This window comes from Billgrantia sp. Q4P2, from assembly GCF_052806135.1.
Window position 1 is genome coordinate 315,971 of the sequence record NZ_JBRBAI010000004.1, and the last position, 20,396, is coordinate 336,366.

Consider the following 20,396-nt stretch of genomic DNA (forward strand, 5'->3'; position numbering starts at 1 on the left):
GCGATAGTCTGTGAGTAGATAACAACGCTGACAGGAGCCGCCCATGCGACCCGCCGGACGCGCCGAGACCGACTCGCTCTACTTCGATTATCCCCACTTCCCCTTCGTTCGTCCCGCCGAACTCGATGGTCGCGGGGTGCGCCACCGCGTGGCCATCGTCGGCGCCGGCCCGGTGGGCGTTACCGCTGCCCTGGAGCTGGCGCGCCACGGCATCGAGAGTGTAGTGCTCGACGACAAGGCTACCGTCAACGACGGCTCCCGGGCGATCTGCGTTTCCCGCCACAGCCTGGAGATCCTGCAGCAGCTCGGTGTCGAGGCTCCTTTCGTGGAGAAGGGGCTGGGTTGGACCCGGGGTCGCACCTACTTCCACGACCGAGAGATCTTCCGCTTCGAGATGCCGCACTCCGAGCAGGAGCGCTTCCCGCCGATGATCAACCTGCAGCAGCAGTACATCGAACGGTTCCTGATCGACAAGGCTGCCGCGAGCGAGCATGTCGAGCTGCGCTGGCAGAGCGCGGTGACCGGCGTGCGTCAGGACGCCAGCGGCGTCACCCTCGACGTGGCCACGCCGGAGGGCGACTATCGCCTTGCATGCGACTACCTGCTGGCCGCCGACGGCGCCCGCAGCGTGGTGCGCAAGGCGCTGGGACTTGCGCTGTACGGCGAAGCCTACGAAGGGCGCTATGTGATCGCCGACATCCGCCTGCGCTCCGATTTCCCCACCGAGCGCCGCGCCTTCTTCCACTCCCGTGCCCTGCCCGACACTACCATCCTGGTACATCGACAGCCCGACGACATCTGGCGCATCGACTACCAGCTCGGCCCCGACGAAGACCCGGAAGCGGCGGTGGAGGAGAACAACATTCGCGACAGGGTCGGCCTGATCGTGCGCGAGGTGCTGGGCGAAGGCGACGCCTGGGAGCTGGAGTGGTGGAGCCTCTACAAGGCTCACACGCTGGCGTTGGCCGATTACCGGCATGGCCGGGTGCTGTTCATCGGCGACAGCGCCCACCTGGTGCCGATCTTCGGCGTACGCGGACTCAACAACGGCTTTGCCGATGCCGCCAACGCCGGCTGGAAGCTGGCCTGGGTGCTCAAGGGGCTGGCGCCCGAGCGGCTGCTCGACAGCTACAGCCCCGAGCGGCGCGGCGCCACCCTGGACGTCTTCGCCAACGCCGGCAAGAGCACCCGCTTCATGACCCCACCGACTCGCGGCTACCGACTGATGCGTGACGCCGCCCTGACGCTGGCGCTCACCAATGACTACGCCAGTGGCTTCGCCAATCCGCGCCAGGTTACCCCTTACACCTATGCCGGGAGTCCGCTGACCCTGGCCGACGCTGATGACTTTATCGCCGGGCCGATCCCCGGTGCGCCACTATCCAACCATTGCCTGGGCGTGGGCGACTACCTGCTCGACCACCTGGGCACCGGCTTCATCCTGCTGCACTTCAGTGCGGATGGACGGGTCGATGTCGAGCTGGCTGACCGGCTGGCTGCGTTGCAGTCCCAGGGCCAGTCAATCGACCTGCTGCGCGTGGCCCGCGAGCCGAGCGCCGAGGGCGTCTTGATCGATAGGGATGGCAGCCTGTTCGCGGCCTACGGCGCCGAGCCGGGCAGCGCCTACCTGGTGCGCCCCGACCGCCACGTGGCGGCGCGCTGGAAGCGCCTCGCTCCCACCGACCTCGAAGCTGCACTCGCCACCACCCTGGGAGGAAAATGAGATGAGCGATGCGACACTGCCTTTTGCCGACCTGGAACGGGTCTACGAGCAACTGGCCGAAATGCTGGATGAACTGCCCGAGTCGCAGGAGCGGCTGTTCCTGGCCCAACTGGCGCTGGCGCTGGCTCACCGCGTAGGCGACGTCGAGCTAGTGACGGCGGCCATCGAGGAGGCGCGGCGTGGTATCGCGGACGTTTCCCGTTGATGGCGGGGCTAGCCTCCAGTAAGTGAGGACTTACTTCTTTGGCCATATATTGAGCGGGATCAAGGCGAGGCGCGGCAGAGACGCTACGGTAAGAATTGGCTGTAGAGGAGCGCTTCGATGAGTCAACCTCGACCTACCCACAAGCTCCACCCGCCGCCAAGTGACGAGAAGCAGCTGCACGACTTTCTCGAAGGCGAACGGGCCCTGCTCGAGCTCAGGTGCTGCGAGCCGAAGACACTGAGTGTGCTTATTCATGACTTGGCTCATCCCATGAGCCCTTCGCTTGAGCAGGCAATCGCCCGCAGCCTGGCCGCCCGGGAGCTGGAAGGCTGCGCCCCAGCGGAGACCCTGCTGCCCGTCATGATGCGCCGCTTCGGCCTCGATCCGGCCGCCTGTAGCCGCGACCCGGCCATCCATTCCCTGCGTACCGTTTGCAGCGCCTGCCCCAGGGTCGCGATCTGCTGGTTGGCGCTGCGCCACGATGCCTCTCGGCAGGAGTGTCGGGAATTCTGCCCCAATGCCAAGGCATTCGAGCGGTGGCTGCCGACCTCACAAGGGGACTAAGCGATTCGCGAAGCGCTTCGCAATGGCTCAGGCAGAGGCCGCCCCCAGCCGCGCGAGCAGATCGTCGATCACGCCGATCTTGGCCTCGGCTTCGCGGATCTGGGCGCGAAATGCCTCGCGCTTGTGCAACAGCCGGGCCTCCAGCTCGTCGCAGAACGGCGGCTCCGGGCGGAAGCGCGGCATTGCCTCGCGGATTTCGTCGAGGCTGAATTCCAGCTCGCGGGCGCGGCGCACGAAGCGCAGCTCGGCGAGGGTCTGCTCGGTGTAATCGCGGTAGCCGTTGTCGCGCCTGTGCGGGGGTGTGATCAGGCCGCGCTTCTCGTAGAAGCGAATGGTGTCGCGGCTAAGCCCGCTGGCCCTTTCCAGCTCGCCGATCAGCATGAGAAAAACCCCTTGACTGTGGAGTCGACTCTACACCTTACCATGGTTTGGCGAGCCCGCACGGCGGTAGCCCCGACATGGTGAGGAGGCAACGAGATGGACCCCAGGATCGAGGAACGGCAGGTACGAGGTAGCGACGGTGTGACCATCGCCGCCCGCTTCGTCACCCCGGCGAAACCCAAGGCAGCGGTGCTGGTCGCCCCCGCCATGGGCGTGCCCCAGCGCTTCTATGTTCCTCTAGCGCAGTGGCTGGCGGAGCAAGGGATGGCCGTGGCCACCTTCGACTATCGCGGCATGGGAGCATCGCGTCCAGCGCGGCTGCGGGGCTTCGAAGCCAGCATCCTCGACTGGGCGCGCTACGACGCCGCGGCGATGATCGAAGAGCTGGCGTATCGTGCTCCCGAGGTGCCGTTGCACTGGATCGGCCACAGCTTGGGCGGCCAGATTCCGCCGCTGGTACCGGGACACGAGCGGCTCGATCGCATCGTTACCGTGGCCTGCGGCAGCGGCTACTGGCGCGAGAACGCACCGGCGCTGAAACGGCGGGTCTGGCTGCTATGGTATGGAGCTGCGCCGCTGCTCACACCGCTGCTGGGCTACTTCCCGGGCAAGCGGCTGAACATGGTCGGCGACCTGCCCCGCGGCGTGATCGAGCAGTGGCGGCGCTGGTGCCTCGACCCGGAATACGCGGTGGGGGCGGAGCCAGGCGTGCGCGAACGCTTCGCCGCCGTGCGCACCCCGGTGGTCTCGCTCTCCTTCAGCGACGACGATTTCATGTCGGCGCGCAACACCGAGTCGTTGCACGGCTTCTATGCCAATGCGCCGCGCACCCTGCTGCGCATCCGGCCGGAGGAGGCAGGCCTGGCCCGCATCGGCCACTTCGGCTTCTTCCGCGCCGAGCACGAGCAGGCCCTGTGGCAGCGCTACCTGTTGCCCGCACTGCAAGGTGCCGAGCCGGAAATGGCTGCAACGGCGCAAGCGAGCACGACTACGAGGCCGTGAATCAGGCCGGCACTTTCTGATCCAGCAGCGCCGCTACCGCCTCACCGACGCGCCTGACGCCAGCCTCGACGGCGGGCGTCATCGCCGCGGCATAGTTCAGGCGCAGGCAGTGGCGGAACTTGCCCGAGGCCGAGAACAGCGAGCCCGGGGTGATGTGCAGGCCCTCGTCCGTCAGCTGCTCATTGAGGCGCACGCAGTCGACGCCGCCAGGCAGCTCCAGCCATAGCAGGAAGCCGCCCTGGGGATAGCTGACCCCGGTACCGGCCGGGAAGTAGCGCAGCACCCAGTCGATCATGATGTCGCGATGCTGGCGGTACTGGCGCACCATCTCGCGCAGGTGGCGCTCGTAGTGGCCGTGCTGGACGAACTCGGCCACCGCCAGCTGCGGCAGCGTGGCCGAGGCGCCGGTGGAGACGTACTTCATGTGCAGCGCCTGGTCGCGGTAACGCCCCGGCGCCATCCAGCCGACCCGCAGCCCCGGCACCAGGGTCTTGGAGAAGGCGCTGCACAGCAGCACCCGGCCGTCGTCGTCGAAGCTCTTGAGCGTGCGTGGCCGGGGCGTATCGAAGGAGAGGTCGCCGTAGATGTCGTCCTCGACGATGGCCACGTCGAAGCGCTGGGCCAGGGCGACCAGGGCGCGCTTGCGTGCCTCGGGCATGGTATAGCCGAGCGGGTTGTTGCAGGTAGGCGTGACCTGGATGGCCTTGATTGGCCACTGCTCCAGCGCCAGCTCCAGCGCCTCGAGGCTGATGCCGGTTTGCGGGTCGGTGGGAATCTCCAGCGCCTTGAGCTTCTGGGCCTTGAGGATCTGCATGGTGCCGTAGAAGCTCGGCGAATCCACCGCTACCACGTCGCCGGGCTCGGTCAGGGTGCGCAGGCTGAGCGAGAGCGCCTCCTGGCAGCCGGTGGTGATGAGCACGTCGTCGGGATGCAGCAGGCAGCCCGACTTGGCGGCCAGTCGTACCACCTGGCGCCGCAGCTCGAGGCTGCCCTGCAGGCTGTCGTAGTTGAGCCCGTGAGCCGCCACGTGCCGGTGCAACGTGGCCAGCTGGCGCTGCAGGGGACGCAGGCTGACGGCAGTGAGGTCGGGGATGCCGCGCCCCAGCATCAGCAGGCGGTCCTCCTCGGGTGAGCGCGCCACCAGCTCCAGTACCTGATCCCACTGGGAAACGTCGAGCGGGCGCTGGGCGGGGCGCGAAACCTTCGGCAATACGCTGGGAGCCGGCCGGGGCAGCACATAGTAGCCCGAGCGAGGGCGTGCTTCCGCCAGGCCCGACTCCTCGAGGCGCCGGTAAGCCTCCTGCGCCGTGGAGACGCTGACGCCAAGCTCGCGGCAGAGTGTGCGCACGGAGGGCAGCCGATCGCCGATACGATACTGGCCCTGCTCGATGCGCTGGGCCAGGGCCTGCGCCACCTGATCGTAACGTTTCATGACAGAATCACCGACTTGTTCCAGCTTCCGGTACAGAAGACGAGATAGTGGACGATACAGAGTTAGAATAGACACATCTGTATCGCAAAACTATTTTTATATTGAATCTGTATTGCTTTTTCGCGTGGCCATAGCCTGTTAGAACCCACCGACAGGAGACGCCGCCATGTTTATCGAACGCTTCATTCATCTATCCCGTTGGATCAAGGACCAGCAACAGCGCCATCGCTCACGACAAGAGCTGCGCCATCTCGACGACCACCTGCTGGCCGACATCGGTCTGGATCGGGACACCATCGCGCGTGAGGTGCGCAAGCCGTTCTGGCGTTGAGGCCTGGCACATGGCGGGAACCCGCGACGCCGCGCGATGCCTTAAAAGGAAGGGGACGAACCAACAGGCAGCCAAGGAGGAGCCAGTCATGATCGAGACACTGCCCGCTCCCGAGTACGTGGCGGCGTTCCGTATATCGGGCACGCTGCACAGCGCGGACTATGACGTATTGATCCCTGCCATCGAGTCGAAGCTCGAGTACAACGAGCATATCGGCGTGCTGGCCGACATGACCGACTTCGACCACATGACGGCCGGCGCCCTGCTGCGCGATCTCGCCTACGCCATGAGCAAGCTGGGCGAGTATCACCGCTTCAAGCGTGCCGCGGTGATCGCCGACAAGCGTTGGATCGAGACGACCACCAAGCTGGCCGGCAAGCTGTTCCCCAACACCGAAGCGCGCCTTTTCCATGCCGGTGAGCTGGAGGAGGCCATGCGCTGGGTCGCCGGCTTTCGCAGCGATTTGATCAACGGCCGGCTATGAGGCTGTGGCGGCAGTGGTCCGCTCGTCGTGCCACTGGCGCAGCAGCCAGGCGAAGGTCAGCCCCAGGACCAGCAGCCACAGCCCGGCGCCGGCCAGCAGCCACAGGCTGTCGGCCAGGCGTAGCACCAGCCCGCCGAGGCTGACGCCCACCGACTGGCCGAGGAACAGGCAGCCGGCGAATACCGCCATGGCGGTGCCGCGCATGGAGGGGGCCATCTGGGTGGCGTTGATCTGCAACGTGCTGTGCATCATGTAGAAGCCGAGCCCGGCGGCAAAGGCGCTGGCAGTGGCCACGGCCGGTAGCCAAGCCAGTGCCAGCCCGACGAAGCCGAGCCCCATCAACACGCCGCCACCCGCCGCCAGGCCCGGCTCGCCCAGCCTGGCCACCAACGGCCGCGCCAGGGCGGCGAAGATCAGCCCGCCCACACCGAACAGTGCCACCATCAGGCCGGCCTGGGTCAGCGAGACGTTCAGCCGGGTATAGAGATGGCTGGCCACGAATGCCAGGGCGCCGAAGGCGGCGATGCCCTCGAGAAACACCAGAATCAGGATGCGTCGAGCGCGAGAGAGAAGCAAAACCTCGCGTATGCGGGAAAAGAAGGCGATGCGACCCTGATCGGCCTTGGGCGGCGACAGGGCCGGCTGGCGGTGTAGCGTCGTGAGCAGCAAGCCCCCGGCGCCGAGGAACAGCAAGGTGAGCAGGGCGAATGCGGCCTGCCAGCCCAGCGTATCGGCCAGGAAACCGCCCGCCACCTGCCCCGAGATCAACCCCAGCACCGCGCCGGAAAGCATGTGGGCCAGCGTCACCTGACGCTGCTCATAAGACACGTTGTCGCCCACCCAGGCCATGGACAGCGGGATGATGGCGGCGGCGGTGGCGCCGTTCAGGGTGCGGAACACCAGCAGCATCGGCAGCGATTCGGCCAGCGCCGAACCCAGCGCGCCCAGCGCACAGGCCAGGGTGGCCAGGCCGATCACCCGCAGGGTGCCGTGGCGGTCGCCCAGTGGGCCGTAGGCGAGCTGCATCAGGCCGTAGGCGATGGCGAAAAGCGTGATGTTCTGCGCCACCTCAGCTACCGGGCGCTCGAAGGCCTGCGACAGCGCCGGCAGCATGGCATCGGTGACCCGCATCGAGGCCATGCTGGCGAAGCCGGCCAGGGCAAGCAGCAGGATGACGAGGCGGGGCGGTGCGGCCATGATGCTAGCCCTCCTGTCGCTGTGCTTTTCGGGCCATGGCCCGTTCGGCGGGCCGCACCAGCCCCAGGTAGCTGGCCATGGCGAGCAGGCCACCCAGCGCCACGACGATCGCCATGGTGCGCGAGGTGCCGTCGTGCAGTTGGGCCACCGCGCCGCCGACCAGTGCGGCGATGCTCATCTGCAGGAAGCCGAATAGCGACGACGCCGCGCCGGCACAGTGCGGATTGGGGGCCAGCGCTCCCGACATGGTTTGTGGCATCAGAATGCCGATGCCGATCATGAACACGATATGTGGACCGACCACCGCCCAGGCGGCAAACACCCCGGAGAGTGCCAACGTCGCCATCAGGCTACCCCCCAGGGCGCAGACAAGCGTTCCCAGCGCGACCAGCCTCTCGCGCCCCAGCCGGTGGCTGTAGCGTCCGCTGAGCAGGGTACCGATGAAGAAGCCGGCCACGATCAGACTGAAGAACAGCCCATACTGGAACGGTGAGACGCCGAGGAACTCGATCAGCACGAACGAGGAACCCGACAGGTAGGCGAACAGCCCCGAGAAGGCCGCCGAGTTGGTCAGGGTATAGCCCATGAAGGTGCGCTGGCCGAGCAGCATGCGGAAGTTGGCCAGTATCGCGGCAGGATGGATCGACTGGCGGCGATCCAGCGGCAGCGGCTCCGGCAATGCCAGGATCAGCAACGGCAGCATCACGGCGGCATAGAGTGCCAGCAGGACGAAGACCGACGGCCAGCCAAAGAACAGCAGTAGCCCGGCGCCGACGATGGGGGCCAGCGCCGGTGCCAGCGACATGGTGCTGGCCATGTAGGAAAGGATGCGCCCGGCCTCGAGGGGGCCGTAGATGTCACGCACCGCGGCGCGGCCCAGCACCGGCCCGGTGGCGCCGCCCAACGCCTGCAGAAAGCGCCCGGCGAGCAGCCATTCGATGCTCGGGGCGAAGGCGCACAGCAGGCTCGCGACAAGAAACAGGCTGAAGCCGAAGATCATCACCGGCTTGCGCCCGAAGCGGTCGGAGAACGGGCCGCAGAACAGCTGGGCGGCGGCGAAGCCGGCCATGTACAGGCTCAGGGTCAGCTGCACCTGGTCGGGGCCGGTGTCGAGCGCTGCAGCCATGGCCGGCATGGCAGGCAAGTACATGTCGGTGGCCAGTGGGCCCAGCGCGGTCAGGGCCGCTAGCGTGACCACCGTGGCAGGGGACTTCAGCCTCAGCACATCGACTCTCCTCGGTAGGCGAACAACGACCAGCGGGCGCCGCCCTTCCCGGCTCGGCCTGAGCTGGGTAGAGCGGCGCCCGCTAGTCGTTAGCCTGCTTATTGTAGCTGAAACGATTCGCGATTGCTCAGCCGGCGTCCGGCTGTTCTCCCGGCGCAGCCTTGGAGAAGGCCTCCAGTTCGCGGCAACGTGCAGTAATTCGCTGGATGGTCGGGTATGCCGAGAGGTCGCACTCGAAGCGCTCGGCGTTGAATACCTGCGGCACCAGGCAGACGTCCGCCAGGGTCGGGCTGTCGCCGTGGCAGAACGCGCCGCTGGCGGACTCGTTCGCCAGCCTTGCCTCCAGCGCGGTGAAGCCTTCGGCGATCCAGTGGCGGTACCAGGCCAGCTTGGCCTCGTCGTCCAGCTTGAGCTCGTGCACCAGGTACTTGAGCACCTTGAGGTTGTTGAGCGGATGGATCTCGCAGGCGATCAACTGGGCCAGCGAGCGCACCCGCGCGCGGCCTTCGGCATCGCCTGGCAGCAATGGCGGCTCGGGGTGGCGCTCCTCCAGGTACTCGCAGATTGCCAGCGACTGGGTGAGCTGGACGCCGTCGTCGGTCTCGAGCACCGGCACCAGCCCCTGGGGGTTGCGCGTGCGGAAGTCGTCGCTCTTCTGCTCGCCCTTGACCAGGTTGACCGGGGCCTGATCATACGCCAGTCCCTTGAGGTTGAGTGCGATGCGCACCCGATAGGCCGCCGAGGAGCGGAAATAGCCGTACAGCGTGGTCATGGTCGCCTCCCTGGCATTCACTTGGGCTGGTACTTCACTACCTGCTGGTCGATGGCGCCGAAGATGCTGTTGCCCTGACGGTCGAACATCTCGATGCGCACACGGTCGCCGAAGCGCATGAAAGGCGTCTTGGCTGCGCCGTGCAGGATCTGCTCGACCATGCGTACCTCGGCCAGGCAGCTGTAGCCCACCCCGCCGTCCGCGACCGGCTTTCCGGGGCCGCCGTCGGGGTCGGGGTTGGAGACGGTGCCCGAGCCGATGATGGCACCGGCGCCCAGGTAGCGGGTCTTGGCGGCGTGAGCCACCAGCTGCGGGAAGCTGAAGATCATGTCGGGGCCGGCTTCCGGCTCGCCGAACTTCTCGCCGTTGAGGTGAACCGTCAGTGGCAGGTGAACCTTGCCCTCCTGCCAGGCATCGCCCAGCTCGTCGGGAGTGACGCAGACCGGCGAGAAGGCGGAGGCCGGCTTGGCCTGGAAGAAGCCGAAGCCCTTGGCCAGCTCGCCGGGGATCAACCCGCGCAGGCTGACGTCGTTGACCAGCATGACTAGCTTGATGTGGCCGGCGGCCTGCTCCGGGGTCACCGCCATGGGCACGTCGTCGGTGATCACCGCGATCTCGCCCTCGAAGTCGATGCCGTGCTCCTCGCTGACCGCCTCGATGTCCTCGGTGGGGGCCAGGAATCGGTCACCGCCGCCCTGGTACATCAGTGGGTCGGTCCAGAAGGTCTCGGGCATCTCGGCGTTGCGCGCCTGGCGTACCAGCTTGACGTGGTTGAGGTAGGCGGAGCCGTCGGCCCAGTGGTAGCTGCGCGGCAGCGGCGAGTGCAGCTGGTTCTGGTCCAGCGCGAAGGCGCCCGCGGCGCGACCGTCGTTGAGTTCGGTGTAGCGCGCCTCCAGCCTGGGGCTCACGGCGTCCCAGTTCTCGATGGCCTGCTGCAGGGTGGCGGCGATATCGGCGGCGGTGACGGCCTGGCTCAGGTCGCGGGAGACCACCAGCAGTTCACCGTCGCGGCCATGCTCTTTCTTATCCAGCTTGAGGGTAGCGAGTTTCATCGTCGTTGAATCCTTGTCGTCAGGGGCGGGGCTCGTCGGCCCCGTCCGGTTCGGCTGTTTCGTCGCTCAGGGCTGTTTCGTCGCTCAGGGCTGCTTCGGATCGAAATGCGAGCGCAGGGTCGACCACACGTCGACGTAGTCGCGCTGGCGGATATCCGCGTTCAGCGCCGCTTCGGTGGGATGGTAGACGTAGCGGCTCTCGAACATGAAGGCCAGGGTCGCATCCAGGCGCTGCGGAGTCAGCTCGGCGTTGGAGGCCTTCTCGAAGGTGTCGGCATCCGGGCCGTGAGGCGACATGCAGTTGTGCAGGCTGGCACCGCCGGGCAGGAAGCCCTCGGCCTTGGCATCGTACTCGCCGTGGATCAGGCCCATGAACTCGCTCATCAGGTTGCGATGGAAGTAGGGCGGGCGGAAGGTGTTCTCAGCCACCATCCAGCGCGGCGGGAAGATCACGAAGTCGATGTTGGCCATGCCCGGGGTGTCGGAGGCCGAGGTCAGCACGGTGAAGATCGAGGGGTCGGGGTGGTCGAAGCTCACCGTGTTGATGGTATTGAAGCGCGCCAGGTCGTACTTGTAGGGTGCGTAGTTGCCGTGCCAGGCCACCACGTCCAGCGGCGAGTGGCCGAGCTGGGTCACCCAGAAGCGGCCCGAGAACTTGGCCACCAGTTCGAAGTCGCCCTCCACGTCTTCGAAGGCTGCCACCGGGCTCTCGAAATCGCGCGGGTTGGCCAGGCCATTGGCGCCGATCGGGCCGAGGCCGGGCAGCTCCAGCGGACTGCCGTAATTCTCGCAGATGTAACCGCGCGCGGCATCGGAGCCTGGCGCCAGGCGCACCTGGAACTTCATGCCGCGAGGGATCACCGCGATCTCGCCGCCCTCGACCTTGAGTTCGCCGAGTTCGGTGCGCAGGCGCAGGCTGCCCTGCTGCGGCACGATAAGCAGCTCGCCGTCGGCGTCGTAGAAGAAGCGCTCGGTCATGTCGCGGTTGAAGGCGTAGACGTGCACGCCGCAGCCGGCCTGGGTGCCGGCATCGCCGTTCACCGCAATCGTCAGCAGGCCGTCGATGAAGTCGGTGGGCTCGGCGGGAATCGGCAGCGGGTCCCAGCGCATCTGGTTGGGGTCGGCGGCGGGCCTGGCCAGCGGTGCAGTGGCTACGCGGTTCTCGCCCAACGGACGGTATTCGCTCTGCACCACCGAGGGGCGGATGCGGTAGAGCCAGCTACGCAAATTCGCGTGGCGCGGCGCGGTGAAGGCCGAGCCGGTGAGCTGTTCGGCGTAGAGGCCGTAGGCGCAGCGTTGCGGCGAGTTCTGGCCCTGGGGCAGGGCGCCGGGCAGCGCCTCGCTGGCGAAGTGGTTGCGAAAGCCGCTCTGGTACTCGAGCGTTTGGGTCGTCATTTCGGGGTTCCTCTTTATCAACGTCCTGTTGATGACTTGTTGTCTTTACCGTGTAACCGGGGCTGCCGGCGATCACTCGCCGGCGTGCTCCTTGGGTCGCTGTGTCGCGGCCTGGCCGGCAATGGCCAGGGCCTCCTCCAGTACCTGCTGGTCGCCGATGTGGTTGGCCAGCAGCAGGATCAGCCGGGCGTTGATGCGTTCGCTCTCCGCCTCGCTGCGCTCGCGATGCACTTCGGTCAGCGCGGCGTAGAAGGCGTCCGGGTCGGTGAAGTTGGGGTTCAGTTCAAGCCGTGGCATGGGTGCCTCCCTGTACGCTGGAAGGGGCAAGATGGACGCCAAGGGCGCGCTCCATGGCGTCGTCGACGGCGCTGGCCGTCACCTCATGCCAGCGGGCGCTGACGTGCTGGTCGGGGCGGATCAGGTAGCCGATGCCGCCGGTCAGGCCGTAGCGCTCGCCGACCAGCGCCTCGGCGTCCTCGATCAACGTACTGCGTGGCAGCCCGGAGAGCGCATGCGGTGCGGGGCCGACGATCAGCGGATCGAGGTCGTCACGCCGCTCGAGAAGCGGCTCGAGTTCGGCCTTGAGCGCCTCGGCCCGAGCGCTGTCGACGCGACCGTCGAGCAGCAGCACGAAACGATCGCCCAGCTGGTTGAGCAGCCAGGCGTGCCGCCCGGCCAGGCCGATCGGGGCATCCTTGGCCGGACTGCCGGGGCGCAGTTCGAGCGGCAGGCCCTCGGTTTCATGGCCGTTGAGCGGCGAGTCGTCGTAATGGCACGGCATCGACAGGCGGCCGCTGTTGACCAGGCGACGGGCGAAGGGGTAGTGCTCGGCCAGTTCCAGGGTGGTATCGCGGAACAGCCGGCTGATGCGGCTCTTGGGCGTAATGAAATCGGTGGCGCGGGTCGAATTGAGGATGTTCTCGGCGGCGCCGTGCTGGCGCTCGTCGTTGTAGGTGGCGAGCAGCGCCTCGGGGGCTCGCCCCTTGAGCACGCGGGCCAGCTTCCAGGCCAGGTTCTCGGTGCTCTGGATGGCACCGTTGGCGCCGCGGGCGCCGAAGGGCGAGACCTGGTGGGCGGCGTCGCCCATGAAGAACACGCGGTTGTGGATGTAGTCGTCCATCTTGCGGCAGCGGAAGGTATACACGCTGGCCCACTCCAGTTCGAACTCCACGTCCTCGCCGAGCATCGCCTGCACGCGGGGTCGAATGTTCTCCTCCTTCTTTTCCTCCTCCGGATCGGCGTCCCAGCCCAGTTGGAAGTCGATGCGCCAGACGTTGTCCGGCTGGCGATGCAGGAGTACCGACTGGTTGGGGTGGAAGGGCGGGTCGAACCAGAACCAGCGCTCGGTGGGGAAGTCCGCCTTCATGATCACATCGGCAATCAGGAAGCGATCCTGGAAGATCTGGCCGCGGCTTTCCAACCCGAGCATGTCGCGGATCTTGCTGTTGGCGCCGTCGGCCACCAGCAGGTAGTCGCAGGTCAGGTGGTAGTCGCCGTCTTCGGTGGAGACGAGCACTTCGCTGCGCTCGGGGCGGCTGTCGACCTCGGTGACCTTGTGCTTCCAGCGCAGATCGATCAGGTCGCTGAGCGCGTCGGCGCGATCGACCAGGTACTCCTCGAAGTAGTACTGCTGCAGGTTGATGAAGGCCGGCATGCGGTGGCCCTCTTCCGGCAGCAGGTCGAAGTCGTAGACCTCGCGCTGCTGGAAGAACACGCGACCGCGCTGCCAGGTCACGCCCTTGTCGACCATCGGCTGGGCACAGCCGAGGCGGTCGAGGATCTCCAGCGTGCGCTTGGCGAAGCAGATCGCCCGCGAGCCGACGCTGACGGTGTTGTTGTCGTCGAGCACCACGCTGGCGATGCCCTGCTGGGCCAGGTCGATGGCCATCGCCAGGCCGGTGGGGCCGGCGCCGACGATCACCACCGGGCAGTGGCGCACGTCGTCACGGTCCATCTCCGCCGGGCGTCGATACGGGTAGACGGGATTGTTGTAGGTAGATGGCATGGTTCCTCCGACCGAGGCTGGTTCCGGCGACAGGCCTGTGCGAGGGCGCTGTGAACCCTCCCTGGGCGCTACCGATTCCTTCCCTGGAATCGGACCCTCTTCAGGCCTGCCCCCGGAGCCGCGCGTCTTTGTTGTTGGGCAAGCAGCGCGTTACTGGTTCTCGACGACTTCCTGCAGCGAGTGCCACATGGCGGTGTCGCGCTCGGCGGTCCAGATGCGCGGGTCGGGGTATTCGCCACCGGCCTCGTCATAGCAGCGGGTGATGTCGAACGGCACGCAGTGATCGAAGATCACCCAGTGGCCGTACTTGGGCTTGAGCAGGGCGTAGGTCTCGGCGTAGCACTCGGAGAGCGACTTGCCGGCGGCCTTGCCCGCCTTGACGCTTCCATACATGTCGGCGAGGAAGTCGCGGGTGCCCTGGATCGCTTCCTGGCACTGCTCGGGGCTCGTGAGCGCCTCGCCGCGGCCCGGCACCAGCTTCTGCGGGTTCATCGCCTGCAGGCAGTCGAGGGTGGAAGGCCAGTCCTCGTGGTAGGCGTCTCCGGTGTAGGGGGTAGCGCCGTACTCGACCAGATCGCCGGAGAACATCACCTTCTCCTCGGGCAGCCAGACCACGGTATCGCCCTTGGTGTGGCCGCGGCCGAGGTGAATGATGCGCACCTCGCGGCTGCCCATGAACACCGTCAGCTCCTGCTGGAACACGATGTTGGGCCAGGTCAGGCCGGGCACCGAGTCGACGCCCTTGAACAGGCGCGGGAAGCGGCCGACCTCGGATTCGTAGTCCTGCTGGCCGCGCTCGACGATCAAGTCATAGGTGTTCTGGCTGGCGTAGATGTTCTCGGCGTCGTAGGCCGAGGCGCCAAGCACGCGCACGGCGTGGTAGTGGGTCATCACCACGTGCTTGATCGGCAGGTCGGTCACCTCGCGGATCCGGCGGATCACGTCCTGGGCCATGATCGGTGTGGCCTGGGTGTCGATCACCATTACGCTGTCGTCGCCGATCACCACGCCGGTATTGGGGTCGCCCTCGGCAGTGTAGGCATAGAGGCCTTCCGCCAGCTTGGTGAAGCTGACCTGCTTCTCTTCGGTGTCGGCGTGGGAAGCGAATTTCTTGCTCATGGTTCCTCCAGGTTCGTCAGGGTCGTCACGCGGGGCGACGCGCTGGCCGTCATTTGGCCATGGTGTTCGTCTCGAATGAACGCAGCATAGTTGTTGTTGAAACTATATGTCCAGCAAACCACGGACCAGGCAACGAGACAAGAGAGGAAAGAAAGCCAAAAATTTGCCTGAGATCATGGCTTTTTGGCTTTTTTGCTACCTAAGTCTAATGCACCAAAATGCCAAATTAGTTGCAGGGGAGATTAACTGGCGGCATGGTGGCAGCGTGAATTAAGACAAGGCTGTCGCGCGCTAACCCCTCTGCTGGCAAGCGCGCAGCCGCGATACAACAACGCAGGTACACACGTGGCGCGAGCACGCCTCCCGTGACGACCCAGGAGCACGCAATGAAAAACACAAATCGCCTCATGATCGGCGCCGTGGCGGCGTTCGGCCTCAGCCTCGGCACGTCTGCGCTGGCCCAGGAAACCATTACCGTCAGCACCTGGGGCGGCCCCAATCACGGCATCAACACCATCGTCTGGCCCACCTGGAAGGCGTGGATCGAAGAGGCCACCGAAGGCCGCGTGACCGTCGAAGTGGTGCACGACATGGGCCCGCCCGCCGCCCAGATGGAAATCGTCGCCGACGGCATCGCCGACGCCAGCTGGATCTTCCACGCCCACATGGCCGGGCGCTTCCTGGCGACTCAGCTGCCGGAATTCCCCACCTTCGAGGAGTTCTCTTCCGAAGATGCGGCGGCGGCCTACTGGCATACGCACCAGGAGCATCTGGCCCAGGCAGGCGAGCATCGCGGTGTCGACGTGCTGGCAATGGGCGTGCATGGCCCGGGTCAGATCTTCACTCGCGATCAGGTCGACTCCCTCGATGGGCTCGCCGGCAAGCGCTTGCGGGTCGGCGGTGGCGTGATGAGCGGCCTGGCCGATGCCATGGGCGTGACCGGCGTGGCGCTGCCGCCTACCGGCGTTTACGAAGCGGCCTCACAAGGCGTGGTCGATGGTGCCATGCTCACCCTGGAGAGCCTGCGCAGCTTCCGTGTGGCCGAGGTCGCGCCGCATACGCTTACCGTCGACGGCGGCTTCTATCGCGGCAGCTTCGCCATCGTCATGAATCCGATGTTCTGGGATCAGATCTCGCCCGAGGATCGTGAAGCGATCGAGGCGGTTTCCGGCGAGCACTTGTCACGCCTGTTCGGCTACATGATGGACGTCTCCGACGAGAGTGGCGTCGAGTTCGGCAAGGAGCGCGGTGCCACCTTTACCCAGGTGCCCGAAGCGGATATCGAGATGCTGCGCGGCGTGACCGACGAGCTGATTGCCGACTGGACCAGTGCCGTGGCGGAGCGTGGCATCGATGCCGAGGCGGCACTGGCGCACTTCCGTGAGCAGCTCGCCCTGGCTGCCGAGAGCGAAGGCATCGCCGACCGTGTCGTACGCCAGTAAACCCTTTCGATCCGCGGAGGCTTGACCATGCCGACCTCGTCGTCCACGCGTTGGTTGCGGGTCGGCCGTGTCATGCAGCTGACGCTGGAGGGGGTGGCAGGCGCCACCCTCTTCGCCATGATGCTGTTGACCACGGCGGACGTGACCGGACGCTACTTCTTCAATTCACCGATTCTCGGTACCGTCGAGCTGACCCAACTGATGCTGGCGGCGCTGGTATTCCTGTCGCTGCCGGTGGTGTGCTGGCGCGAGGAGCATGTCAGCGTCGACCTGCTCGACAGCGTATTCCCTTCGCGGCTGATCTGGATCCGCCAGGTGCTGGTCAACCTGATCGTCACCGGCGCGCTGTGGATCATGGCCCGACGGGTGTGGGCGCTCGGCGAGCGTGCCATGCAGTGGGGTGACGTCACCGAGTTCCTGCGTATTCCCAACGGCTATCTCATCTACCTGATGGCGATCATGCTGGCTGCCTCCGCCGTGCTGACCCTGCTGCGTGCCGTGGGCTACCTGCTCGAAGGGGTGGGCGTACTCGAACGCGGCGGTCCGCTCAGTCCTGACAAAGGCAAGGGAGGCGACAATGACTGAAGCGCTGTATGGATTCGCCACCTTGCTGCTGCTGGCATTCCTGCGCGTGCCGCTGGCCTTCGCCATGGGCATCGTCGGCTTCGCCGGCTTCTATTACCTGACCGGTAACTGGAGCGCCGCCGAGGCCATGGCCGCGCGGCGGGTGGTGGACACCGCCATGGACTACGGCCTGTCGGTGATCCCGCTGTTCATCCTGATGGGCAACCTGGTCTCCCACGCTGGCCTGTCGGATGCGCTGTTCCGCGCCTCCAACGGCTTTCTCGGCCACCGCAAGGGCGGCCAGGCCATGGCCACCATCGTCGCCTGCGGCGGGTTCAGCGCCATCTGCGGCTCGAGCCTGGCCACCTGCGCCACCATGGGCCGGGTCGCCATGCCGCAGATGCGCAAGTACGGCTACAAGGACACCCTGGCCTCGGCCTCCATCGCCGCTGGCGGCACGCTCGGTATCCTGATTCCGCCCAGCGTGATGCTGGTGATCTACGGCATCCTCACCGAGACCAGCATCCGCGAACTGTTCGCCGCCGGCTTCATCCCCGGCATCCTCGGCATCGTGCTCTACCTGGGCTCGGTCAAATGGGTACTGTGGCGCGACCCCGAGGCCGGCCCCGCCGGCGAGCGCGTGGCTTGGCCCGAACGCATGAGGGCGCTCAAGAGCGTCGGCAGCACCCTGGCGCTGTTCGTGCTGGTGATCGGCGGCATCTACCTCGGCGTGTTCACCCCCACCGAAGCGGCGGGCATCGGTGCCATGGGCGCCTTCCTGATCGCCCTGTGGCGCCGCGCGCTGACGCCCCAGGTGCTGATGAACGTACTGATGGATACCGTGCGCACCACCGCCATGCTGTTCGCCGTGGTGCTCACCGCGCTGATCTTCGCCAACTTCATCAACCGCGCCGGGTTGCCCAGCGACCTGCTGGCCTTCGTCAACGGGCTCGACATCGCCCCGTTCCTGGTGATCCTGGTGATACTTGCCATCTACGTGCTGCTCGGCTGCGTGTTCGAGAGCATGTCGATGCTGCTGCTCACCGTGCCGGTATTCTTCCCGGTGGTGGCGGGGCTCGGCTTCGACCTGGTGTGGTTCGGCATCCTGGTGGTGATCGTGATCGAGATCAGCCTGATCACCCCGCCGGTGGGGATGAACGTGTTCGTGCTGCGGGCGGTGCTGCCGGACGTCTCCACGGGGACGATCTTCCGCGGCGTGACGCCGTTCTGGGTGGCCGGTATGGCGCGTGCGTTGCTGGTGCTGGTGTTCCCGGGTATCGTGCTGTTCCTGCCGCAGCTGCTCTATTGACCGCTGCCAAGCGCTAGGCTTTGTCTGGAAAGGCGGTGAGCGAAGGCCAGACAAGGCAAAAATCGGCGAAAGGGCGGAGTTTACAGGGTGTAAATGAGTACTTTGAGCCGATTTTTAACGCCGTATGGCCGAGCGTAGCCAGTTTTCGGACAGAGCCTTGGGTGAGGAGTATCGAAAGATGAACACGGAAGAGCCCCGGGCCGGCTTCGCCAAGGAGGGCGACGAGAGCCTGGCCGAACCATCGACCAAGCCGGAGCTGGATCTCAACCAGTTCCTGCCCTATCGGCTCAACAGCCTGGCCGATCGCATCAGCCAGGCGCTGGCCGAGCTTTACGAGGAGCGCTATCAGCTCAATATCGCGCAGTGGCGGGTGCTCGCCTGGCTCAGCCACTGCGACGAGCTGACGGCGAAGAAGATCTGTACCTATACCAACATGGACAAGGCCCGCGTGTCGCGGGCGATCCAGGCGCTGGAGGAGCGCGGCCTGATCAGCCGCACGCCCGCACCCGAGGATCAGCGCCAGCAGGATCTCCACCTCACCGCCGCGGGCCAGGCACTGCTGACCAAGCTGATCCCCGAGGCTCAAGGCTGGGAGGCGGAGCTGGTGGCCACACTCACCGCCGGTGAGTATCGCGACCTGCTCAACGTGATGCGCAAGCTGGAGCGCCAGCTGGAGCGGATAGGCGAGAAGGGCTAGTGGCCCGCCTGGATCATGGCGCCAGGCAGTGGGAAGCGGCGTCACCCAGCGACATCACCGGGCGCAGGTGGAACTGTCCGGCCATGTTGCAACGCGTACGCCCTTCGCCGGCGAAGTCGACGAAGCAATCCTGCTGCGAGTGTCCACCGGCGCTGACCTGATTCCAGTACCAGCCTGAGGGCGTGTCGGGAAAGGCCTTGCTATCGATCGCCGCGTCCCGGTCATTGCCTGGCTGCATCAGGCCGCGCAGTTCGAAGAAGCGCGGTAGGCGCCATGGACAGTCGGCCGTGGCCATGGCGTCGATGCGCGCCTCGGCGTCGCCCAGATGCAGGCGTTCGGCCTCGCCGAGGCAGCCGCCATCGCGAAAACGCTGGCCCAGGCTGCAGCGCATCCAGACGAGCTGTTGGCGCGAATCCACCACCAAGCCAGTATGGCGGGTGTCATATCTGGTCGCCTCGTCACCGTGAGCGCTACCCCAGGCCAGCAGCAGACCCGCAACGAGCACTGCACGGCTTCGGCTCATGCCCCGACCGGTGCCTGCTCGGCTTGGGGAATATGCCCGCCCAGGCGGGCAGTGATCTCGGCGGCGGTCTCGCGCACCAGTTCGCCCAGTTCCAGCAGCCGTGCTTCGGGGATGCGCGCCACCGGCCCCGACACCGAGATCGCCGCCAGCGGTGTGCCGTGCTGATCGTGGAGGCAGGCCGCTACGCAGTGCAGGCCGATGGCATGCTCCTCGCGGTCGCAGGCGAAGCCTTGCTGGCGCACTTCGGCAAGGTTGGCGCGCAGCGTCTCCGGGGTGTGCAGGGTGTTCTCGGTGACCCGCTCCAGGCCGCGTTCGGCCAGTACCCGTTCGAACTCGTCGTCGGGCAGCCAGGCCATCAGCGCCTTGCCCACGCCCGAGGCGTGCAAGGGGGCGCGTGAGCCGAGCCGGGTGATCATGCGCATCATCTGCGGCGATTCGCTCTGGGCCAGGAACACCGCCGTGGCACCGTCGCGGATGCCGAGGTTGGCGGTCTCGCCGGTCTGGGCGGTCAGGCGGCGCAGAAAGGGCCGGCTGGTGGCGACGAAGTCGCGCGCCTCGAGGAAGCTGTTGCCGATGCGGAAGGTCTTGACGTCGATCTTCCACACGCCGAGTTCACCGTCCTGGGCAATGAAGCCCTGCCCCTGCAGGGCCTGCAGCAGGCGGTGGGTGGTGGAGGGGGCCAGGTCGACCATCTCGGCCAGTTCGGACAGCGCCAGGCCACCCGGCGTGGCCGCCAGCCGCTCGAGCAGGTTGAGCCCGCGCACCAGCGATTGACTGTGGCCGCTGGCGCTCTTGCCGGGGCCGGGCGGGCGCCCCGCCGTTCTGCGTTTGACTTCACTCACCTGCGTACTTCCTCTCCGAATGACCTGGCGGACCTTTCTGCGAAGGCCAGCGACAGGATACCGCCTCGCCGTCGGCTTGTCTTGATTGCGGAAATGCCTTCCACTCTTCTTTTTTTGCTCACATCCTCTTAC

Annotated in this window: 22 protein-coding genes; 10 read left to right on the forward strand and 12 right to left on the reverse strand. The window is 66.4% G+C overall.

The genetic code is table 11. From position 1 onward, the window contains the following. The first annotated feature begins 43 nt into the window (after positions 1-43). The 3 genes from ACUY1T_RS09355 to ACUY1T_RS09365 all read left to right on the forward strand — a co-directional run bounded on the left by ACUY1T_RS09355 (position 44) and on the right by ACUY1T_RS09365 (position 2,492). Positions 44-1,723: an FAD-dependent monooxygenase gene (locus tag ACUY1T_RS09355; protein WP_446022122.1), complete on the forward strand. Its 1,680-nt coding sequence runs from the start codon at positions 44-46 to the stop codon at positions 1,721-1,723. A gap of 1 nt (position 1,724) precedes the next feature. Then, positions 1,725-1,928 carry a DUF2783 domain-containing protein gene (locus tag ACUY1T_RS09360; protein ID WP_446022124.1) on the forward strand — a complete coding sequence of 68 codons (204 nt, stop codon included), beginning with the start codon at positions 1,725-1,727 and terminating at the stop codon, positions 1,926-1,928. Between the two features lie 117 nt (positions 1,929-2,045). Further along, the gene (locus ACUY1T_RS09365) at positions 2,046-2,492 is read left to right on the forward strand and encodes a hypothetical protein (RefSeq protein ID WP_446022126.1); all 447 of its coding nucleotides are present in this window, start codon (positions 2,046-2,048) and stop codon (positions 2,490-2,492) included. A 27-nt stretch (positions 2,493-2,519) separates the two neighbouring features. Here the strand turns inward: ACUY1T_RS09365 and ACUY1T_RS09370 are convergent, their stop codons facing one another. Next, positions 2,520-2,873 (reverse strand): MerR family transcriptional regulator, encoded by a 354-nt coding sequence (locus ACUY1T_RS09370; protein WP_446022128.1) that lies wholly within the window; start codon positions 2,871-2,873, stop codon positions 2,520-2,522. A gap of 96 nt (positions 2,874-2,969) precedes the next feature. Here ACUY1T_RS09370 and ACUY1T_RS09375 point away from each other — a divergent pair, with 96 nt between their 5' ends. Next, positions 2,970-3,875 (forward strand): alpha/beta hydrolase family protein, encoded by a 906-nt coding sequence (locus tag ACUY1T_RS09375; RefSeq protein ID WP_446022129.1) that lies wholly within the window; start codon positions 2,970-2,972, stop codon positions 3,873-3,875. 1 nt (position 3,876) lies between these two features. Here ACUY1T_RS09375 and ACUY1T_RS09380 read toward each other — a convergent pair whose 3' ends face one another. Further along, positions 3,877-5,307, reverse strand: a complete 1,431-nt coding sequence (locus ACUY1T_RS09380) for an aminotransferase-like domain-containing protein (RefSeq protein ID WP_446022130.1) — start codon at positions 5,305-5,307, stop codon at positions 3,877-3,879. A 166-nt stretch (positions 5,308-5,473) separates the two neighbouring features. On the opposite strand from ACUY1T_RS09380, the gene ACUY1T_RS09385 reads away from it, so the two are divergent. Both ACUY1T_RS09385 and ACUY1T_RS09390 read left to right on the forward strand, forming a co-directional pair. Beyond that, complete coding sequence (locus tag ACUY1T_RS09385) at positions 5,474-5,638, forward strand: DUF1127 domain-containing protein (protein ID WP_446022132.1); 165 nt, start codon at positions 5,474-5,476, stop codon at positions 5,636-5,638. A gap of 88 nt (positions 5,639-5,726) precedes the next feature. Next, positions 5,727-6,122 (forward strand): STAS/SEC14 domain-containing protein, encoded by a 396-nt coding sequence (locus tag ACUY1T_RS09390; protein ID WP_446022134.1) that lies wholly within the window; start codon positions 5,727-5,729, stop codon positions 6,120-6,122. On the opposite strand, the gene ACUY1T_RS09395 is transcribed toward ACUY1T_RS09390, so the two are convergent. From ACUY1T_RS09395 to ACUY1T_RS09430, 8 genes are all read right to left on the reverse strand, one after another. Further along, positions 6,117-7,319, reverse strand: coding sequence for an MFS transporter (locus tag ACUY1T_RS09395; protein ID WP_446022136.1), 1,203 nt, complete (start codon positions 7,317-7,319; stop codon positions 6,117-6,119). The two genes, ACUY1T_RS09390 and ACUY1T_RS09395, sit on opposite strands and share 6 nt — an antisense overlap. A 4-nt stretch (positions 7,320-7,323) precedes the next feature. After that, entirely contained in the window at positions 7,324-8,544 is a 1,221-nt protein-coding gene (locus ACUY1T_RS09400) for a multidrug effflux MFS transporter (RefSeq protein ID WP_446022137.1), read from the reverse strand. A gap of 127 nt (positions 8,545-8,671) precedes the next feature. Continuing rightward, positions 8,672-9,316 (reverse strand): maleylacetoacetate isomerase, encoded by a 645-nt coding sequence (maiA, locus tag ACUY1T_RS09405; RefSeq protein WP_446022139.1) that lies wholly within the window; start codon positions 9,314-9,316, stop codon positions 8,672-8,674. Between the two features lie 17 nt (positions 9,317-9,333). Further along, the gene (locus tag ACUY1T_RS09410; protein ID WP_446022141.1) at positions 9,334-10,368 is read right to left on the reverse strand and encodes a fumarylacetoacetate hydrolase family protein; all 1,035 of its coding nucleotides are present in this window, start codon (positions 10,366-10,368) and stop codon (positions 9,334-9,336) included. An 84-nt stretch (positions 10,369-10,452) separates the two neighbouring features. Further along, a complete protein-coding gene (gene hmgA / locus ACUY1T_RS09415; RefSeq protein WP_446022142.1) occupies positions 10,453-11,763 on the reverse strand; it encodes a homogentisate 1,2-dioxygenase in 1,311 nt (436 codons plus the stop codon). Positions 11,764-11,835: 72 nt separating this feature from the next. Beyond that, a complete protein-coding gene (locus ACUY1T_RS09420; protein ID WP_446022144.1) occupies positions 11,836-12,060 on the reverse strand; it encodes a DUF2783 domain-containing protein in 225 nt (74 codons plus the stop codon). Beyond that, positions 12,047-13,768, reverse strand: coding sequence for an FAD-dependent oxidoreductase (locus ACUY1T_RS09425; protein ID WP_446022145.1), 1,722 nt, complete (start codon positions 13,766-13,768; stop codon positions 12,047-12,049). The genes ACUY1T_RS09420 and ACUY1T_RS09425 overlap by 14 nt, the downstream gene beginning before the upstream one ends. A 150-nt stretch (positions 13,769-13,918) precedes the next feature. Continuing rightward, positions 13,919-14,887 (reverse strand): MBL fold metallo-hydrolase, encoded by a 969-nt coding sequence (locus ACUY1T_RS09430; RefSeq protein WP_446022147.1) that lies wholly within the window; start codon positions 14,885-14,887, stop codon positions 13,919-13,921. Between the two features lie 386 nt (positions 14,888-15,273). Between ACUY1T_RS09430 and ACUY1T_RS09435 the strand changes: the two genes are divergently transcribed. The 4 genes from ACUY1T_RS09435 to ACUY1T_RS09450 all read left to right on the forward strand — a co-directional run bounded on the left by ACUY1T_RS09435 (position 15,274) and on the right by ACUY1T_RS09450 (position 18,899). Then, positions 15,274-16,329, forward strand: coding sequence for a TRAP transporter substrate-binding protein (locus tag ACUY1T_RS09435; RefSeq protein ID WP_446022149.1), 1,056 nt, complete (start codon positions 15,274-15,276; stop codon positions 16,327-16,329). Between the two features lie 27 nt (positions 16,330-16,356). Beyond that, the gene (locus ACUY1T_RS09440) at positions 16,357-16,914 is read left to right on the forward strand and encodes a TRAP transporter small permease (protein ID WP_446022151.1); all 558 of its coding nucleotides are present in this window, start codon (positions 16,357-16,359) and stop codon (positions 16,912-16,914) included. Beyond that, positions 16,907-18,202, forward strand: a complete 1,296-nt coding sequence (locus ACUY1T_RS09445) for a TRAP transporter large permease (RefSeq protein WP_446022153.1) — start codon at positions 16,907-16,909, stop codon at positions 18,200-18,202. Before ACUY1T_RS09440 ends, ACUY1T_RS09445 begins: the two co-directional genes overlap by 8 nt. A 178-nt stretch (positions 18,203-18,380) precedes the next feature. Next, positions 18,381-18,899, forward strand: coding sequence for a MarR family winged helix-turn-helix transcriptional regulator (locus tag ACUY1T_RS09450; RefSeq protein WP_446022155.1), 519 nt, complete (start codon positions 18,381-18,383; stop codon positions 18,897-18,899). 13 nt (positions 18,900-18,912) lie between these two features. On the opposite strand, the gene ACUY1T_RS09455 is transcribed toward ACUY1T_RS09450, so the two are convergent. Beyond that, a complete protein-coding gene (locus tag ACUY1T_RS09455) occupies positions 18,913-19,422 on the reverse strand; it encodes an Lcl C-terminal domain-containing protein (protein WP_446022157.1) in 510 nt (169 codons plus the stop codon). Beyond that, positions 19,419-20,264, reverse strand: a complete 846-nt coding sequence (locus ACUY1T_RS09460) for an IclR family transcriptional regulator (protein ID WP_446022159.1) — start codon at positions 20,262-20,264, stop codon at positions 19,419-19,421. Before ACUY1T_RS09460 ends, ACUY1T_RS09455 begins: the two co-directional genes overlap by 4 nt. Positions 20,265-20,396: the final 132 nt, after the last annotated feature.

Excerpts from the sequence above, each read along its gene's own strand:
- ACUY1T_RS09355 (WP_446022122.1), top strand. The coding sequence starts at position 44 with ATGCGACCCGCCGGACGCGCCGAGACCGACTCGCTCTACTTCGATTAT.
- ACUY1T_RS09360 (WP_446022124.1), top strand. The coding sequence starts at position 1,725 with ATGAGCGATGCGACACTGCCTTTTGCCGACCTGGAACGGGTCTACGAG.
- ACUY1T_RS09365 (WP_446022126.1), top strand. The coding sequence starts at position 2,046 with ATGAGTCAACCTCGACCTACCCACAAGCTCCACCCGCCGCCAAGTGAC.
- ACUY1T_RS09370 (WP_446022128.1), bottom strand. The coding sequence starts at position 2,873 with ATGCTGATCGGCGAGCTGGAAAGGGCCAGCGGGCTTAGCCGCGACACC.
- ACUY1T_RS09375 (WP_446022129.1), top strand. The coding sequence starts at position 2,970 with ATGGACCCCAGGATCGAGGAACGGCAGGTACGAGGTAGCGACGGTGTG.
- ACUY1T_RS09380 (WP_446022130.1), bottom strand. The coding sequence starts at position 5,307 with ATGAAACGTTACGATCAGGTGGCGCAGGCCCTGGCCCAGCGCATCGAG.
- ACUY1T_RS09385 (WP_446022132.1), top strand. The coding sequence starts at position 5,474 with ATGTTTATCGAACGCTTCATTCATCTATCCCGTTGGATCAAGGACCAG.
- ACUY1T_RS09390 (WP_446022134.1), top strand. The coding sequence starts at position 5,727 with ATGATCGAGACACTGCCCGCTCCCGAGTACGTGGCGGCGTTCCGTATA.
- ACUY1T_RS09395 (WP_446022136.1), bottom strand. The coding sequence starts at position 7,319 with ATGGCCGCACCGCCCCGCCTCGTCATCCTGCTGCTTGCCCTGGCCGGC.
- maiA (WP_446022139.1), bottom strand. The coding sequence starts at position 9,316 with ATGACCACGCTGTACGGCTATTTCCGCTCCTCGGCGGCCTATCGGGTG.
- ACUY1T_RS09410 (WP_446022141.1), bottom strand. The coding sequence starts at position 10,368 with ATGAAACTCGCTACCCTCAAGCTGGATAAGAAAGAGCATGGCCGCGAC.
- hmgA (WP_446022142.1), bottom strand. The coding sequence starts at position 11,763 with ATGACGACCCAAACGCTCGAGTACCAGAGCGGCTTTCGCAACCACTTC.
- ACUY1T_RS09420 (WP_446022144.1), bottom strand. The coding sequence starts at position 12,060 with ATGCCACGGCTTGAACTGAACCCCAACTTCACCGACCCGGACGCCTTC.
- ACUY1T_RS09425 (WP_446022145.1), bottom strand. The coding sequence starts at position 13,768 with ATGCCATCTACCTACAACAATCCCGTCTACCCGTATCGACGCCCGGCG.
- ACUY1T_RS09430 (WP_446022147.1), bottom strand. The coding sequence starts at position 14,887 with ATGAGCAAGAAATTCGCTTCCCACGCCGACACCGAAGAGAAGCAGGTC.
- ACUY1T_RS09435 (WP_446022149.1), top strand. The coding sequence starts at position 15,274 with ATGAAAAACACAAATCGCCTCATGATCGGCGCCGTGGCGGCGTTCGGC.
- ACUY1T_RS09440 (WP_446022151.1), top strand. The coding sequence starts at position 16,357 with ATGCCGACCTCGTCGTCCACGCGTTGGTTGCGGGTCGGCCGTGTCATG.
- ACUY1T_RS09445 (WP_446022153.1), top strand. The coding sequence starts at position 16,907 with ATGACTGAAGCGCTGTATGGATTCGCCACCTTGCTGCTGCTGGCATTC.
- ACUY1T_RS09450 (WP_446022155.1), top strand. The coding sequence starts at position 18,381 with ATGAACACGGAAGAGCCCCGGGCCGGCTTCGCCAAGGAGGGCGACGAG.
- ACUY1T_RS09455 (WP_446022157.1), bottom strand. The coding sequence starts at position 19,422 with ATGAGCCGAAGCCGTGCAGTGCTCGTTGCGGGTCTGCTGCTGGCCTGG.